At 68.8% G+C, this 16,426-nt stretch carries 17 protein-coding genes; 8 read left to right on the top strand and 9 right to left on the bottom strand.

What is annotated here, in order from left to right; genetic code table 11:
* Positions 1-32 precede the first annotated feature (32 nt).
* From J3S89_RS14265 to J3S89_RS14305, 9 genes are all read right to left on the bottom strand, one after another.
* A complete protein-coding gene (locus J3S89_RS14265) occupies positions 33-731 on the bottom strand; it encodes a putative periplasmic lipoprotein (protein ID WP_217928308.1) in 699 nt (232 codons plus the stop codon).
* 109 nt (positions 732-840) lie between these two features.
* Positions 841-1,239: a hypothetical protein gene (locus tag J3S89_RS14270; RefSeq protein ID WP_217928309.1), complete on the bottom strand. Its 399-nt coding sequence runs from the start codon at positions 1,237-1,239 to the stop codon at positions 841-843.
* Complete coding sequence (locus J3S89_RS14275) at positions 1,236-1,826, bottom strand: hypothetical protein (RefSeq protein WP_217928310.1); 591 nt, start codon at positions 1,824-1,826, stop codon at positions 1,236-1,238. Before J3S89_RS14275 ends, J3S89_RS14270 begins: the two co-directional genes overlap by 4 nt.
* Positions 1,823-3,136, bottom strand: a complete 1,314-nt coding sequence (locus tag J3S89_RS14280; protein WP_217928311.1) for a hydantoinase/carbamoylase family amidase — start codon at positions 3,134-3,136, stop codon at positions 1,823-1,825. Before J3S89_RS14280 ends, J3S89_RS14275 begins: the two co-directional genes overlap by 4 nt.
* A gap of 2 nt (positions 3,137-3,138) precedes the next feature.
* Positions 3,139-4,020, bottom strand: a complete 882-nt coding sequence (locus J3S89_RS14285; RefSeq protein ID WP_217928312.1) for an alpha/beta fold hydrolase — start codon at positions 4,018-4,020, stop codon at positions 3,139-3,141.
* 14 nt (positions 4,021-4,034) lie between these two features.
* The gene (locus J3S89_RS14290; protein WP_217928313.1) at positions 4,035-5,168 is read right to left on the bottom strand and encodes a pyridoxal phosphate-dependent aminotransferase; all 1,134 of its coding nucleotides are present in this window, start codon (positions 5,166-5,168) and stop codon (positions 4,035-4,037) included.
* Positions 5,165-5,980: an SDR family oxidoreductase gene (locus J3S89_RS14295; protein ID WP_217928314.1), complete on the bottom strand. Its 816-nt coding sequence runs from the start codon at positions 5,978-5,980 to the stop codon at positions 5,165-5,167. Before J3S89_RS14295 ends, J3S89_RS14290 begins: the two co-directional genes overlap by 4 nt.
* Before the next feature lie 145 nt (positions 5,981-6,125).
* Positions 6,126-6,875 carry a GntR family transcriptional regulator gene (locus J3S89_RS14300; RefSeq protein ID WP_217928316.1) on the bottom strand — a complete coding sequence of 250 codons (750 nt, stop codon included), beginning with the start codon at positions 6,873-6,875 and terminating at the stop codon, positions 6,126-6,128.
* A gap of 61 nt (positions 6,876-6,936) precedes the next feature.
* Positions 6,937-7,536, bottom strand: a complete 600-nt coding sequence (locus J3S89_RS14305) for an HD domain-containing protein (RefSeq protein WP_217928317.1) — start codon at positions 7,534-7,536, stop codon at positions 6,937-6,939.
* 446 nt (positions 7,537-7,982) lie between these two features.
* Here J3S89_RS14305 and J3S89_RS14310 point away from each other — a divergent pair, with 446 nt between their 5' ends.
* From J3S89_RS14310 to J3S89_RS14345, 8 genes are all read left to right on the top strand, one after another.
* Positions 7,983-9,047 carry an ABC transporter substrate-binding protein gene (locus J3S89_RS14310; protein WP_217928318.1) on the top strand — a complete coding sequence of 355 codons (1,065 nt, stop codon included), beginning with the start codon at positions 7,983-7,985 and terminating at the stop codon, positions 9,045-9,047.
* A gap of 75 nt (positions 9,048-9,122) precedes the next feature.
* On the top strand, positions 9,123-9,980 hold the full coding sequence (locus J3S89_RS14315; RefSeq protein WP_217928319.1) for an ABC transporter ATP-binding protein: 858 nt from the start codon (positions 9,123-9,125) through the stop codon (positions 9,978-9,980).
* Complete coding sequence (locus J3S89_RS14320) at positions 9,977-10,753, top strand: ABC transporter permease (RefSeq protein WP_217928320.1); 777 nt, start codon at positions 9,977-9,979, stop codon at positions 10,751-10,753. The genes J3S89_RS14315 and J3S89_RS14320 overlap by 4 nt, the downstream gene beginning before the upstream one ends.
* On the top strand, positions 10,750-11,493 hold the full coding sequence (locus J3S89_RS14325; protein ID WP_217928321.1) for an ABC transporter permease: 744 nt from the start codon (positions 10,750-10,752) through the stop codon (positions 11,491-11,493). The genes J3S89_RS14320 and J3S89_RS14325 overlap by 4 nt, the downstream gene beginning before the upstream one ends.
* 36 nt (positions 11,494-11,529) lie before the next feature.
* Positions 11,530-12,306: a class II aldolase/adducin family protein gene (locus tag J3S89_RS14330; RefSeq protein ID WP_217928322.1), complete on the top strand. Its 777-nt coding sequence runs from the start codon at positions 11,530-11,532 to the stop codon at positions 12,304-12,306.
* Between the two features lie 88 nt (positions 12,307-12,394).
* The gene (locus J3S89_RS14335; RefSeq protein ID WP_217928323.1) at positions 12,395-13,231 is read left to right on the top strand and encodes a TauD/TfdA dioxygenase family protein; all 837 of its coding nucleotides are present in this window, start codon (positions 12,395-12,397) and stop codon (positions 13,229-13,231) included.
* Positions 13,232-13,566: 335 nt separating this feature from the next.
* Positions 13,567-14,361 (top strand): IclR family transcriptional regulator, encoded by a 795-nt coding sequence (locus J3S89_RS14340; protein ID WP_217928324.1) that lies wholly within the window; start codon positions 13,567-13,569, stop codon positions 14,359-14,361.
* On the top strand, positions 14,358-16,421 hold the full coding sequence (locus J3S89_RS14345; RefSeq protein WP_217928325.1) for a hydantoinase/oxoprolinase family protein: 2,064 nt from the start codon (positions 14,358-14,360) through the stop codon (positions 16,419-16,421). Before J3S89_RS14340 ends, J3S89_RS14345 begins: the two co-directional genes overlap by 4 nt.
* Positions 16,422-16,426 lie beyond the last annotated feature (5 nt).

Below are 16,426 nucleotides of genomic sequence, written 5' to 3' on the forward strand. Positions count from 1 at the left end.
TCGCGACGGGGAGGCGCGCGGGGAGGGCGGCCTCAGCTCTTGATCGGGTTCTGCGTCACCTCGAACACGTGGTGCTCGCCGCCGACCTCGATGTCGAGCGAATAGGCCGAGGACTGCTCCGGGCCGGAGGTGGCGGGCGGCTCGATCTGCATGACGCCGCCGTACCATTCGCCGGGCATCAGGGTGTTGTCCTTGATGATGGTCTTCTCGAGCGTGGCGAGGTTGAGGCTGCCCTGGGCTGCGACCGAGCTCATCATCTCGGTGTTCTCCCGGGTCGCGACGTGCTGATTCCAGGCGGAGACGTAGGGGTTTCGGCTCGAATGGGAGGCCGCCGCCGCATTGGCTCCGGCGGCGACGCCGACCAGGATGGCGGCGGCGACCTGACGGGCCTGTTCCTCGGCGACGAGGTCCTCGTAGGTGAAGACCTTCAGCGAACGGCCGTCCGCCTCGCCGCTCCTCTGCTCGGCGCGGACGCCGGCCAAGCGGAAGGTGACCGGCTGAGCGGAACGGTTCTGGATCGCCACCACCAGCGAGGGCCGCGCCCCGACCGGAGCCTGACGCGCAGAGGGCGCGAGAACCACGCTGGTCTTGGCCTTGTCCGAGGCGACCGACGGCCGGCCGTCCCGCACCAGGGCGATCTGGCCGGCGCCGGCGCGGAACGACGTGGTCTGCCCGGTGACGCATCCGCCGAGCAGGATGGCGAGCGCCACCGCGCTGATCTTCTTCGACATCGATGTCCCCCTCTGATCGAGGGTGCATCAAAGCGTTTATTTTTCAGAAATACAACTCATGCGATCGTCGCTGCCGGCGCTCGGCTCGGAAGGCGTGCCGTGGCCGGGATCACGCGGCCCTCACCGCGTCGATCGCCGCCGCCGTGGCCGGGCGGGCGACGCGGGCGATCGGCGGCAGGTCGGTGTTCCAGCGGGCGAGGGCGGCGCGGAGCTCGTCGAGCCAGACCCCTTCGCCGGGAAGGTCGGCGACCGCGACGATCACGACGCGGTGGTCGTGTCTCAGATAGTCGACGAGATCGCCGGCGATGGTCTCGACGATCGCTCGGGCGGTCGTGGCGGCGAGCCCGTGCGGGGGCATCTTGACGAAGCCCCAGCCGTCCTCGACCAGGGCGGCGATCAGCGGATCGGGGGTGCCGGTGCCGTCGCCGCCGTTGAGGCGGGAGCCGGGATTGACCAGGGCATCGGGGAGCACGACGACGCGGAGGCTTCTCTGATCGACGCGTCTCACGGGCGGGCTCCTTCGGCAGTGGTCTCGTCGGCGGCGTCGAGGAAGCCGTCGAGATCGACCAGGGCGGCCTCGAGGTCGAAGTCCTGGGCGTCCATGGCGATGCCGGTGGCGCGCGGGAACGGGTGACCGCGCTCCTCGAATTCGTTCTTCAATTCCTCCATCCAGACGCCCATGCCGGGACGTCGGCTGCTGCCGCCGGCGATCGCGCCCTCGGGACGGCCGCCCCATTCGGGCTTGGTGGAGGTGAGGCGCACGCCGCTCGACGGGCTGCCGTCGAGGCCGATCACGACGAGGTCGTAGTCGTGGGCGATGTGGAGTTCGGCGAGGTCGACGACGCTCTTCGCGAGCGCGCGGCAGTGACGGCGGTAGCCGGCGGTGTCGTATTGCTCGCGCGACTGCCACCAGCGGGAGACGCCGAGGAAGCTCATCTCCGGGCAGGGCAATTGCTGGATCTCCCAGCCGTGTTCGACGAGGCGGCCGACGAGCGGCGAGAAGACGCCGGCGCAGCGGGCGAATTCGGAGACCTTGGCGTTCTGGTTGAGCAGGCAATGGGCGACGAAGGCCACCCTCCGAACGGGGTTCGTCATGCGCTCTCTCCCTCTCGTGCGATCGATGTGGGGGCTTCCGCCTCGGCGAGGTCCCAGAGGACGGCGGCGAGAACCCGCGTGCCGGCGACGACGTCGGCGGGGTCGGTCCATTCGTGTTCGGCGTGGCTGACGCCGCCCCGGCTCGGCACGAAGATCATGGCGCTCGGCGCCAGATCGACCATGTGGCGGGCGTCGTGGCCGGCGGCGGAGAGGATGTCCATGGCCGAGAGGTCGAGGGCCTCGGCGGCCCCGGCGATGCGGGCGCGCAAAGTCGGTGCGAAGACGGAGGCGGCGGCGTCGACCAGGGGTTCGACCGTGACGGCGCAAGGCGCGGCGGCGGTCGCCGCCCGCTCGCGCTGACGCGCGCCGGCCGTCCGCAGGAGTTCGGTCTCGGCATGGCGGAGGTCGGTCGAAAAGCGCACGCGACCGGGCACCACCGAGGGGGCGTTCGGGAAGACGTCGAAACGGCCGACGGTGAAGAACATCGCCGGGTCGGCCTCGGCGGCGATCTTCGCCAGGGCGTCGACGACGCGCAACGCGCCCATCAGCGCGTCGCGGCGCTCGGCCATGGCGCGGGTGCCGGCATGGGCCTCCTCGCCGGTGACGGTGACGCGCATCGTCTGTTTGCCCTGGATGCCGGTGACGACGCCGATGGTGCGGCCGGCCGCCTCGAGGAGGGGCCCCTGCTCGATGTGCGCCTCGACGTAAGCCGTGAGGGGGAAGCCGAGCGGGCGTTCGGGAACCGGCGGCAGGGCGGCGACGAGCCGGTCGAGGGCCTCGCCGACGGTCACGCCGGTGGCGTCGGTGGTCGCGCGGATCTCGGCGAGGTCGCGGTGGCCGGCGAAGGCCTCCGATCCCATCATGCCCGGCGCGAAACGCGAGCCCTCCTCGTTCATCCAGGCGACCATCTCGATCGACCGCCGTGGCCGCAGATCGCGGTCGCGCAAGGCTTCGAGCACCTCGAGCGCGGCGAGCACGCCCCAGACGCCGTCGAAACGGCCGCCGGTCGGCTGCGTGTCGAGATGGGAGCCGGAGAGGACCGGCGGCAGGGCCGGATCGCGCCCCTCGAGGCGGAGGAAGAGATTGCCGGCGGCATCGGCGAAGACGGCGAGGCCGCGCGCCTCGGCGATCGCCAGGAGGTGGCGGCGGGCGGCGACCTCCGCCTCGGAGAGCGCCTGCCGGTTCACGCCGCCGCCGGGGAGGGCGCCGAAGGCGGCGAGTTCCTCGATCCGCCGCCACAGGCGATCGCCGTCGACGGCGGTCGCGACGCGGAGGGCGTCGTCGGAGGGGCGGGCGGTCGCGGCGGCCATCGTCACTCCGTCTTCATGATCTGGCTGGCGATGGCGCGGGGATCGCGCGGCAGCCAGCGGCCGGCCTCGACCATGGCGATGAACTCGCGCAGATGGGCGTTGAAGAGTTCCGGCTCCTCGATGTTGAGGGTGTGGCCGGTCTTCGGCAGCACGGCGAGACCGCAGGCGGGGATGGTCTTCTTCAGGAAGATGCCCGGCTGGAGGCAGTGGTCGTCCTCGTCGCCGACCATGACGAGGGTCGGCACCGGCATCTTCGCGAACTCCGCCTCGAGGTCGTAGAGCGAGGGCCGGCGCGCCTGGACGCCGCGCATGGTGTTGGCGGCACCGAGGTCGGAGTGCTCGGCGAGGCGGTCGGCGAAGGCGCGCCAGCCGCGCGGGTCCTTGTTCTCGAACTGCACGCGGCTCGCGCCGAGCGCATAGGTCTCGGCGAAGACGCGGGCGGTCTTCTTCTCGAAATTGTCGGCGACGTCGAGCGAGACGCCACGGAAATAGTCCTCGAACTGCTTCTCCGCCCCGTAGCCGGCGCCGGCGATCACGAGCGAAAGGGCGCGTTCTGGGGCGACGAGGCCGAAATGGGCGGTGGCGAAGCCGCCCATCGACAGGCCGACGACATGGGCCTTCTCGATCGCGAGATGGTCCATGACGGCGAGGATGTCGGTGACCGCGATCGCCTGGGAATAGGCGTCGACGGCGCTCGGCACGTCCGACGGCGGATAGCCGCGCGCCGCGAAGGTGACGCAGCGATGGCGCCGCGCGAAGAAGTTCATCTGCGGTTCCCATGCCCGATGGTCGCCGCCGAATTCGTGAACGAAGACGATCGGCGTACCGACGCCGGCCTCCTCGACCCAGAGACGCGTGCCGTCGGAGGCGGTGGCGAAGGGCATGGTGGGTTCCTTCCTCAGAAGAGAGACGAGAGGTCGTTGAGGGTGCGGGCGCGCTCGACGGCGGCGGGCAGGAGATCGACGAAGTCGCGGACCCAGGCCTCCGGCACGGTGGTGCTCACCTTGACGAAGCGATGGCCGAAGCGGGGCGTGTGATAGGCGCCCTGGCGGATCATCACGTCGTGGGCGCCGAGTTCGGCGACGAGCGCCTCGGGACGGATGCCCGCCTCGATACATTCGACGACGACGAAATTGCCCTGGGAGTCCGGCACCGGCATCGAGAAGCCGGGCAGCTTGTCGACCGCTTCGGCGATCATCGCCTGATTGGCGCGCTGACGCGGGCCGATCGCGGCCATCCATTCGGCCTTGACCGAGAGGCCGGCGAGCGCTCCCGCCTGGGCGAGCATCGAGCAGCCGAGCGGGGCGTCGGAGACCGCCGCGATCTTCTCCATCAGCTCCGGCATGGCGACGAAGGCGCCGAGGCGCAGGCCGGCGAAGCCGAGCCACTTGGAGAAGGAGACGACGGTGACCGCACCTTCCGGATAGACCCGGGTCGCCGGGGTGTGGGCGTCGGCAAAGTCGCGATAGGTGCTGTCGTGGATCAGGATCGCGCCGACCGAACGGGCGATCGCGGCGAAGGCCTCGATGTCCTCGGCCGAATAGCCGACGCCGAGCGGATTGTTGGGGTCGACCAGATAGATCACCGCCGTGTTCGGACCGACCTCGGCGCGCAGGCGCTCCGGGGTCAGGCGATAGTTCGTCTCGGGCGTCCAGATCGGGATCTCGGTCACCGTCGCGCCGGCGCGGCGGGCGAAGAGGATCGGCCATTTCCAGCCGGGATCGGTCGTCACCATGTCGCGACCGGGGCCGCAGAAGGCGCGCACGATCATGGCCAGCGCCTCGACCGCGCCGTTGGTGACGAAGGCCCGCGCGCCGGGCAGGCCGAGATCGGCGACGATCGCCTCGCGCAGTGCCTCGACGCCGGCGGGCGGGGCATAGACGTGGAAATTCTCGTCGCGGATCGAGGCCTCGAGCGCCTCGCGCACCTTCGGGTGGAGGGGGAAGTGGTTGGTGTTCTGGCCGAGCCAACGCACGTTCGGGTTCGACACGAGCCGGTCGAAGAAGGCGTTCTTCTCCTCGAAGTCGCTCATGCCGACACCACGGTCTTGAGGCCGCCTTCCTTGATGATCGACCCGCGCGCGGCGATGCCGCCGTCGACGGTGACGATGGTGCCGCTGACGTAGCCGGCGCGCGGCGAGGCGAGGAAGACCATGAGGTCGGCGACCTCCTCCACCGTCGCCGGGCGGGCGGACGGGTAGCGGTCGAAGAGCTCGCGCCAGCGGCCCTCGTCGCCGAAGAGGTCGACGGCGCGGCGCTTCATCAGACGCACCATGCGCTCGGTCTCGACCGGGCCGGGGTTCACGCCGAGGACGCGGACGCCGTAGTCCATGCTGACGCCGCCGAGCGCGCGGGTGAAGGCCATCAACGCGGCGTTGCCGGTCGAGCCGGCGATGTAGTTGGCGTCCCAGTTCTCGCCGGAATTGCCGATGTCGTTGATGATGACGCCGGTGCCGCGCTTCTGCATGCGGGCGTAGTAGATGCGGGTCAGCGAGACGTAGCCGAAGACCTTGAGGTCGAAGCCCTTGCGCCAGGCGGCGTCGTCGACGGCGTCGATCGGGCCGGACGGGATGTTGCCGGCGTTGTTGACGAGGACGTCGACGTCGCCGACCGCATCGGCGAGCGCGTGCATCTGCGCGTCGGAGCCGAGGTCCATGGCATGGATGCCGACCTCGACGCCGGTCTCGGCGACGATGCGGTCGCGGATGGCGGTGAGCTTGTCGCCCGAGCGGGCGGCGAGTTCGATGCGGCAGCCTTCGGCGGCGAAGGCGTGGGCCGCCGCCTCGCCGATCCCCTGGGAGGCGCCGGTGATGAGGACGCGCCGTCCTGCGAGCTTCAGATCCATCGATGATTCTCCAACGAAACGGACGATGGGTCGGTCGATGGGGGCATGAGCGCCTCGATCCGCCGCATCAAATTATGCACGATTCAAATTTCTGCATACACAGTCGTCGTTGTCAATCACCTTCGCCGGCTCTTCGTCGGCGTCGTCACGGCGCCTCGTTCGCCGCCTCGAGGATGCGGGCGGTGCGGCGCGCGGCGGTGGAACGTTCGCCGGGGGGCGTCAGGGCCTCGGGGGGGATGGAGGCGATGAAATCGGTCAGATTGTCGCCGAGGAGATTGACGTGATCGCGCATCGCGCGCTGGGCGGCGACGGGGTCGGCGGCGAGCACGGCGGCGAGCACGGCCTCGTGTTCCTCGATCGTCGCGATCATCCGTCCGGGCTGGAAGGTGATGTAACGGCGATAAGGCGAGACGCGATTGCGCAGGAGAAGCGTCTGCTCGGCGATGAATTCCGAGTTCGAGGCTTCGTATAGCGCCTCGTGAAACTGCCGGTTCGCCTCGTAGAACTTGACCGGATCGTTCTCCTTGTCGACGTCGACCAGATGACGATGGGTCTCTTCGAGCTTTCGACGCTGCTCTGGGCGGGCGCGGCGGGCGGCGAGATTGGCGCAGAGCCCCTCGAGTTCGGCCATCACCTGGAACATCTCGAGCAGCATCGGCAGCGAGACCGAGGCGACGTGCGCTCCCTGCCGGGCGCGGATGTCGACGAGGCCGGAGGCGGCGAGCGACTGGAGCGCCTCGCGCACCGGGGTGCGCGAAACGCCGAAGCGTTCGGCCAGTTCCACCTCGTCGAGGCGGGTGCCGGGGCGCAGCGTTCCGGCGAAGATCGCCGCCTCGAGGGTATGGCGCAGATCGGCCGCGCGCGTTTCCGATCCCGTACGTCTGGGCTGCCTCATGGTCTTCTCCCGTCGTGCCTTCGTTCACGGCGCGGCCCGATTTCGGGCGGCCGTCGTCGTCTCATTCGAACCGGAACCTCGGGGGCTGCGACAAAATCCGCCGCACCATCGGCTCGAAGGCCTCGAGCGGCATCGAATCGTAGTCGCGGTCGAACGAGGTCTGATCGTATTTCTCGCAGAAGAGGGCGGTCTTCTCGAAGTTCGGATGGCCGCGCCAGTGCTCGCGCAGGTGCCGGTCGCGGCCGATGAAATGGTAGTAATAATAGCCCTGAAAGACGCCGTGGTTGCGCACCAGCCAATAATTTTCGTCCGAGACGTAGGGGCGCAGCAGCGCGCCGCCGGCCTCGGGGTGATTGGCCGGGGCGACCGCCTCGCCGACGTCGTGGAAGAGGGCGGTGAAGACGTATTCCTCGTCGCATCCGTCGCGGAAGGCGCGGGTCGCGGTCTGGAGCGAATGTTCGAGCCGATCGACGGGAAAGCCGAGATGCGGGCTCTCGAGGCTGCGCAGGAAGTTCAGATAGAGGTCGGCGACGCCGTCGTGCAGGCCCTTCTGATAGAGGTTCTGAACGACGTAGTCCTCCGGGCGGCTCTCCGCGATGGTGCGGTAGGTCGCCCGGGGTTCCGACGCGGCTGTCTCGACGGCGGTCTCGGCCTCGGACATGACGATCTCCCTTCCGGCTTTGGATACAAGGTACGCCATATCATATGCAAGAATCGCCGCAATGTCGCTTCCAGGGAAAATCAGGGTGCTTTCCGGGGGTGAAGGGTGGTTCTGCCCATGAATCGATCAAATGGCGATCGTCCGGCGCGCATTTGGCGCGATGATGGGCAGGAGAGTGCGAGGCGTTTGCAGTCGCTCGAGGGGCGCGAAAGCCCTGACGGGGCCGGGGCGCGAGGCCTCGATCGAAGCCTCGTAAATCTATTTGTTTCAATGGTTTGATCGATGGTCTGCGGCGGACCGACGGGCCGGCGCGCGGCGGTGCCATACGAGAAATTCCTGATGGCACGGGGCCTGCATATACACGATTGCAAATTTTGTGTACCGGAGTTCATCTCGCAGCAGGATGCGACGAGGTGGCCGAGCCCGGACTTCGAGGAGGCAGACCGATGCAGTTCCCGCAATCCAAGCACCGCTCCCCGATCGACCGTCGCACCGTCCTCGCCCGCATGGGGCGGTTCGCCATGGTCGCGGCGACGGCCGCCGGCCTCGGCGTCGTCGCCCTCGCCGGCACGACGGGTGGGGCGGCGGCGGCCGAGAAGGTGTCGCTGCGCCTGAAGTGGCTGACCCAGACCCAGTTCGCCGGCTTCTACGTGGCCAAGGCCAAGGGCTATTACGACGCCGTCGGCATCGATCTCACCATCAATCCCGGTGGTCCGAACCTCAATGCCGACGCGCTGGTCGCCTCCGGCGCCGACACGTTCGGCCTCACCGGCGGCGCGGAGAGCCAGCTCGCCGCCGCCGACAAGGGCCTGCCGCTGGTCGCCTTCGGCGTCTCGCATCTGACCACGCCCTACGTCTTCGTCGCCAAGGCCTCCTCCGGCATCACCAAGCTCGAGGACTTCCGCGGCAAGAAGGTCTCGACCTGGTTCACCGGCGCCCAGCACACGCTGAAGGCCATGCTCGCCTCCGTCGGCATCGGCGAGAAGGACTTCACCCTGGTGCCGCAGTCGGCGACGATGAACCCGTTCATCGACGGTCAGGTCGACGTCGCCACCGCCACCCTCTACAACGAATATCAGACGCTGGTCGCCAAGGGTCTGACCGATCTCAAGGTCTTCCGCGCCGACGACTACGGCATCTCGGTGCCGCGCGACACGCTGGTGACCACCAAGGCGATCGCCGAGGGCAAGCCGCAGCTCGTCCAGAACTTCCTCGAGGCGACGCTCAAGGGTTGGCAGTATGCGCTGCGCAATCCCGACGAGGCGGTCGACATCGTCATGAAGGTCGACCCGAGCCTCGATCGCGCCCATCAGGCGGCGCAGATGAAGGTGCTGCGCGAACTGATGCTGCCGCCGGGCGCGCCGGGCCTCCTCGCCATCGAATATCCCAAGATCGAGAAGCTCGCCCAGCTCCTCAAGGACGCCGGTGTGCTCACCAAGGTGCCGGACGTCCATGCCGCCTTCGACGATCGCTTCTGGAAGGCCGCACCGGACAGTCTCAAGAAGCTCTGAGGCGGACGCGAGAGGATCGGTCGGCGTCCGCGCCGGCCGATCGGACCTGCAACGGAATCGAGGAGCATCTCGGGAATGGGAACGAGCCCCGCAACGTCCGACGACGGCCAGGAACTGCCCGTCATCGAACTCGTCAACGTCTGGAAGCGCTTCGGGGCGGGCTCGCCGTCCGAGGTGGTCGCCGTGTCCGGTGTCGATCTGAAGATCCGCCCCGGCGAGTTCATCACTCTGATCGGGCCGTCGGGGTGCGGCAAGTCCACGCTCTTCAACATGATCGGCGGGTTGGAACCCTGCGACGACGACGGCTCGATCCTGATGCGCGGTCGCGTCCAGCAGGACGGCGAGTTGCTCGGCAAGGTCGCCTTCATGCCGCAGAAGGATCTGCTCTTTCCCTGGCGCACGGTGGTCGACAACGCCATTCTGGCGCTCGAGGTGGAAGGAGTGCCGGTCCGTCAGGCGCGCGAGCGGGCGCGGGCGATGCTGCCGGACTTCGGTCTCGCCGGCTTCGGCGATCACTATCCCCATCAGCTCTCGGGCGGCATGCGCCAGCGCGTGGCGCTGATGCGCACCTTCCTGTTCGAACGCGAGCTCATTCTGCTCGACGAGCCCTTCGGCGCGCTCGACGCGCTCACCCGCGCCATGATGCAGCGCTGGCTGCTCGACGTGTGGGCCGAGCATCGCCGGACAGTCCTCTTCATCACCCACGACATCGACGAGGCGATCTTCCTCGGCGACCGCGTCGTGGTGATGAGCGCGCGGCCGGGCACCATCAAATGTTCCGAGACGATCGACCTGCCGCGTCCGCGCGACGCCTCGATCGTCACCTCGCCGGAGTTCATGGCGATCAAGCGGCGCCTCCTCGGCGCGGTCGAGGAGGAGAGCCTCAAGTCGTTCGAGGCGGCGCGCGCCGACGCGCGCCGGGTCGGCGCATGAGCGGGATCACACGCCTCACCGGCCGCGGCTGCGGCTCCGTCTGCCTGCCGATCGTGATGATCCTGGTGGCGGCGGCGCTGTGGGAGCTCTCGCCGCGGGTCTTCAAGATCTCGCCCTATTATTTCCCGCCGCTCAGCGACGTGCTGGCGGAAGGGTGGCGGATCCGCACCATCGTCCTCGACGGGATCGTGCGCACGGTGACGGAGACGCTCCTCGGCTTTTCGGCCGGGGCGCTGTTCGGCATCGCCTGCGGCGTGCTCTTCGCGCTGGTGCGGCCGCTGGAGCGGGCGGTCTTCCCGCTCTTCGTGGTGTCGCAGACGGTGCCGGTCGTCGCCTTCGGCGCGATCGTCATCATCTGGTTCGGCAACACGATCTTCGCCAAGGTGGTGATCGCCTTCTATCTCACCTTCTTTCCCGTCACCGTGAACACCCACGCCGGGATCCTCGCCTGCGATCCGCAGAAGGTGGCGCTGATGCGCTCCTTCGGGGCGGGGCCGGCGGCGATCTTCTGGCGGCTGCGGCTGCCCTCGGCGCTGCCGACGATCGCGGTGGCGCTGCGGCTCGGCATCTCGCTCGGGCTCATCGGCGCCATCGTCGGGGAGTGGTTCGGCGACACGGTCGGCCTCGGCGTGATGCTGATCCAGGCCATGTACACCGAGGCGGTGGTGCGGCTGTGGCTGATCATCCTGTGTTGCGGCGTGGTCGGCGCGGGGCTCTACGGAGCCGTCGCCTTCGTCGAACGCCGTCTCGTCTGGTGGAGGAGCGACGCGTGATCCGCAAGATTCCGGCCCTGGCGCCGCTCGCCGGCCTCGCCGTCTTCCTCCTCGGTTGGGAGATCGCGGTCCATCTCTTCGCCATCCCGGAGTTCGTGTTGCCGGCGCCGAGCGCCATGGCGGCGACGATCTGGACGGAGGCGGGGTCGCTCTCGCTCGCGCTCGCGGTGACGCTCGCCGAGGCGCTCGGCGGCTTCGCGCTCGGGATCGCGGCGGGTCTGGTGATCGCCATGATCCTGGTGTCGGCGCCGCCGCTCGAGAAGGCGATGCTGCCGCTCCTCGTCGCGATCAACTCGGTGCCGGTCGTCGCCTATACGCCGCTGGCGCTGATCTGGCTCGGCATCGGCTCGGCCTCGAAGGTGACGATGGTCACGCTCGCCGTCGGCTTCGTCGTGCTGCTCAACATGCTGCACGGCCTGAAGAAGCCGGAGCAGGGGGCGATCGATCTGATGCGCAGCTTCGGCGCGGGGCGGGCGACGATCATGTGGAAGCTCCGGCTTCCGGCGGCGATGCCCTCGCTCGTGGTGGCGCTGCGCGTCGGCATCGTCCGGGCGATGATCGTGGCGATCGTGACCGAGATGCTCGGCGCCTACATGGGCATCGGCTGGATCATCTTCCAGGCGACGCAACAGATCGGCTTCCGCGAGGTGTGGGCGGCGATCGCGGTCTCCTCGCTCGCCAGCATGGCGCTCTACGGGGCGCTGGTGTGGATCGACCGCCGCCTCGTCTGGTGGAAATGAACGGCCGCGACCGGCCGAGACAAGGACAGGATCCCGATGACCATCCTCGCCCAGGCGAACGTGGAGCAGCCCCGCGACGAGGCGGAAGCGCGCCTCCAGCTCGCCGCCGCCTATCGCCTCGTCGCCCATTTCGGCATGGACGACCTCATCTACAATCACATCTCCATGCGAGTGCCGGGTGAGGACGAGCATTTCCTCATCAACCCCTATGGGATGTTCTTCCGCGAGATCACCGCGTCGTCGCTGGTGAAGATCGACGTGGACGGCAATCGCATCTCCGGCGAGGGCGAGGTCAATCGCGCCGGCTTCGTCATCCACGCCGCCGTCCACAAGGCGCGTGTCGACGCGCATTGCGTGTTGCACACCCATTCCGACGCGGCGACCGCGGTCTCCGCGCTGCCGGAGGGACTGCTGCCGGTCAGCCAGTTCTCGATGCACTTCTACGACCGGATCGGCTTTCACGACTATGAGGGCGTGGTGCTCGACCTCGGCGAACAGGAACGGCTCGCCGCCAATCTCGGGGAAAAGCGGGCGCTTCTCCTGCGCAACCACGGTCTCCTGACCGTCGGGCGCACGGTGCCGGAGGCCTTCATGCTCGCCTATTACTTCGAGCGCGCCGCCCGCATTCAGCTCGCCGCCTCGGCGGCGACGCCGGGTGGGTCGGCCGGGCTCCATCTGCCGCCGCCGGAGGTGTGCGAGCACACGGCCCGCCAGTTCACCGAACTGAAGGGCGACATCCGCTGGCCGGGCTCGCGGGAATGGCCGGGCTTCGTCCGCCTCCTCGACGCCACCGCTCCGGGCTGGCGCGACTGAGCGCCGGATCCCCGTTTCCTCTCACCCCGGGGCGGCGGCGCGAGGCCGCGTTCCCCCTCTCTATCTCACAGGAGCAAGACCGATGGACGTGACGCCGCTTTCCCCGAAGATCGGGGTGGAGATCGCCGGCATCGACCTTTCGCAGCCGCTCGACGAGGCGACCTTCGCGGAGATCCGGCGGCTTCTCAACGAGCATTCGCTGATCGCCATTCGCGGCCAGAACCTGAGCGAGGCCGAGCACGTCGCCTTCGCCCGCCGCTTCGGGCAGTTGCAGATCCACGTCCTGAAGCAGTTCCTGACGACGCCCTATCCCGAGCTCTACGTCCTCTCCAACAAGAGGGAAGCGGGCAAGCCGATCGGCAATCACAAGGAGGGCTGGAACTGGCATTCCGACCTCTCCTATCTCGAGGTCCCCTGTCTCGGCTCGGTGCTCTATGCGCGCGAGGTGCCGCCGGTCGGCGCCGACACGCTGTTTTCCTCGATGGAGGCGGCCTGGGAGGCGCTCGACGCGGAGACCAAGGCGAAGATCCGGCCGCTGAAGTGCGTCCATTCCTATTCCGGCTATTACGCCAAGGCCTTCGCCGATCGCACACCGCTCACCGAAGAGCAGCGCGCGGCGACGCCGGACGTGGTGCATCCGCTGGTGCGCACCCATCCGGAGACCGGCCGGCTGTCGCTCTACGTCGGCGAGGACGTGGTCAAGGAAGTGGTCGGGCTCGAGCCGGAGGAGAGCGCGGCGCTGCTCGCCCGCCTCAATCGCCATGCGACCTCGGACGAGTTCTCCCATCGCCACGTGTGGCGTCAGGGCGACGTGATCATCTGGGACAACCGCTGCACCATGCACAAGGCGACGCCCTATGACGACGTCGCCTACACCCGCGTGATGCACCGGGCGACGATCTGCGGGACCGAACGTCCGTTCTGAGGTTTCCGCCGATCCGACGTCCGAAGGTTCCCGGCGCCGGCCGGAGGGTTCGTCCCCTCCGGCCGGCGTTCGTCGTTTCGCGACGGCGAGACGAGGCGGGGGCAGGCGAGGGGCGGCGATCGCCCGATCGGCCGCTTCCGTCGCGGAATCGGGGGATTTTTCGCTTTCGCAAGCGCGAAACGGCTCCGTGCCGACCGTTTCAATCGATCTCAGCGCCGGTGATCGCGATGTCGATGGGTGCGTTCGAGCTCTTGACAAGCACCGACGCGTCGCTAATCTCGTTTCATAAAACAAAATAGCGTTTCAATAAATGAAACGCAACACGGAAACGCTCGATGACGGAACGATCGTCTGCGCCGGTCAAGATGACGGCGGGAACGAGTACGCTCGACCTCGCTCTGCGTGCGCTCGAGTTTCTCGTCGCCGAAGGCTCTCCCCAGAGCCTGGCGTCGATCGCCAAGACGCTGAACGCGTCGAAGGCGACGATCCTGCGCCACCTCGTGACGCTGTCGGCGCACGGGTTGGTCAGTCAGGATCGCGACAGTGGGCGCTACGAGCCCGCGGTCAAGCTCCTGGTCTGGGGCGAGGCCATCCGGTCGCGCTTCGACGTGGTGCCGGCCGCCCGCGATTCGATGGTCCGGCTGCGCGACCGGACCTCGCAGGCGGTGACGCTGTGCGGCCGGATCGACGGGCAACTGGTCGTCCTGGAACTCATTCAGGGACGCACCGTCATCGAGTTCGGGACGCGCGCCGGCACGCGGCTCGATTTCCACGCCTCCGCCCATGGGCGCGTCTGGCTCGCCTTCACCGACGACGCCGAGCGCGAGCGCCTGCTCGCCGAGCCGCTCAAGCCCTGGACCCCGCACACGATCGTCGATCCGGACGCCCTCAGGGCGGAACTGGTCGAGGTGAGGCGCCGCGGCTGGGCCAGTGCCCCCGATGAAATCATCATATCCGTCAATGCCCTCGCCGCGCCGATCTTCGATCACCGCGGGCGTCAGGTCGGCTCCCTCGCGATCGTCGGAGCCACGCAGTTCATCCCGTCCCCCCCGCTGGAAAGCCAGATCCACGACGTCCTCGCCGCTGCGGAAGAGGTGTCGCGGAGCCTGGGCTGGAGACCGACCCCATGAGTCATTCCCTCGCCGTCGACATCGGCGGCACCTTCACCGACATCGTCCTGCGCAACTCCGACGGCACGCTGACCGTCGACAAGACGCTCACCACCCATCACGACCTGCTCGAGGGCTTCTTCACCGGCGTCGACGCGGTGCTGGCCAAGGCCGGAATCACGGCGCGCGACGTCGACGGCGTCGTCGTCCATGCGACCACCGTCGTCACCAACGCGCTGATCGAGCGCAAGGGCGCGCCGACCGCGCTCGTCGTCACCGAAGGCTTCCGCGACGTGCTCGTCATTCGCAACGAGCATCGCTACGACATGTACGATCCGCAGATCGAATTCCCCGAGCCGCTGGTCGCGCCGGAGACGACCTTCGGGTTTCCCGAGCGCACGCTCGCCGACGGCACCGTCCTGCGCGCGCCCTCGGAGGAGGACATCGAGGCGCTGGCGGCCGAGCTGAAGGCGGCCGGCATCCAGGCGGTCGCGGTCTGCTTCCTCAACTCCTTCGCCAATCCCGCCAACGAGGCGATGGTGGCGGAAGGTCTGGCGCGGCGGCTTCCGGGGGTCTTCGTCTGCCATTCGGCCGAGGTGGCGCCGCAGATCCGCGAATATCAGCGGGCCTCGACGACGACCGTCAACGCCTATGCCATGCCGATCTCGCTGCCCTATCTGAAGCGCCTGTCGCAGCGCCTCGCCGGCGAGGGCATCGGCCAGACCGCGCTCATCATGCTCTCCTCCGGCGGGGTCGTCGGCGCCGAGACGGCCGGGCGCAACCCGGTGCGGATGATCGAATCCGGCCCGGCCGCCGGCGTGCTCGCCGCCTGCCACTATGCCGAGGTGCTGGGGCTCGACCGGCTGATGTCCTTCGACATGGGCGGCACCACCGCCAAGGCCTGCCTGATCGAGAACCGGACGCCGCTCGTCACCGGCCTCTTCGAGGTCGATCGGCGCTATCGCTTCAAGGAGGGGAGCGGTCTTCCCGTGACCGTGCCTTCAATCGATCTGATCGAGATCGGCGCGGGCGGCGGTTCGATCGCCCGGGTCGACGATCTCGGCCTCCTCAAGGTCGGGCCGGACAGCGCCGGATCGAACCCGGGCCCGGCTTGCTACGGGCGCGGCGGACGGTCGGCGACGGTCACCGACGCCGATCTCCTGCTCGGGCTGATCGACGCCGACAACTTCCTCGGCGGCGAGATGAAGCTCGACCTCGCCGCGACCGAGGCGGCGCTCGGCCGTCTCGGCGCCGAACTCGGCATCACCGCCGTCCAGGCGGCGCGCGGCATCTACCGCGTCGTCACCGAGGCGATGGCCAATGCGGCGCGCTCGCATGCGACCGATCGCGGCGTCGACTATCGCGGGCTGCCGCTCTTCGCCTTCGGTGGCGCGGGGGCGCTCCATGCCTGCGGCGTCGCCGAACTCCTGCAGTCGTCGTCGGTGATCGTGCCGCCGCAGTCGAGCGTGCTCTCCGCCTTCGGAACGCTGGTGACGCCGGTCCGGCTCGATCTGGTGCGCTCCGATCTCGTCCGTCTCGACACCGTCGACTGGGCGCGCATCGACGACATTCTCGGCGCCCTCGAACAGGAGGGCCGCGCCGCGCTCGGCGAGGCCGGCTGCGCGGAGGCCGACGTCCGGGTGAAGATCGGCGCGGACATGCGCTATTCCGGTCAGCAGAACGAGGTCACCGTGACCTTCGCCGCCGATCCGCGCGCGACGCGCGACGTGCGGCTGCTGGCCGAGGCCTTCGAGCGGGAATACCGCGTCCTCTACGGGGTCAATCCGTCCCATGTGCCGGTCGAGATCGTGACCTGGCGCGTCGTCGTCGAGGGGCCGCAGATCCGCTTCCACGCCGCCGGCCGTCCGGCCGTGGCGCCGGGCAAGCCGAAGGGCCGGCGGATCGTCCATGCCTGGGCCGACGACCAGCCGCTCGACGTCTGGCGGCGTTCCGATCTCGCGGTCGGCCAGACCGTCGCCGGTCCCGCCGTGATCGAGGAACGCGAGACCACCACCGCGGTCCCCCCCGGCTGGACCGCCTCCATCGACCCCGTCGGCTGCATCGTCGTCACCAAGGGCTGAGGCGA

Source organism: Pinisolibacter aquiterrae, assembly GCF_019160155.1.
Taxonomy (GTDB): Bacteria; Pseudomonadota; Alphaproteobacteria; order Rhizobiales; family Ancalomicrobiaceae; genus Pinisolibacter; species Pinisolibacter aquiterrae.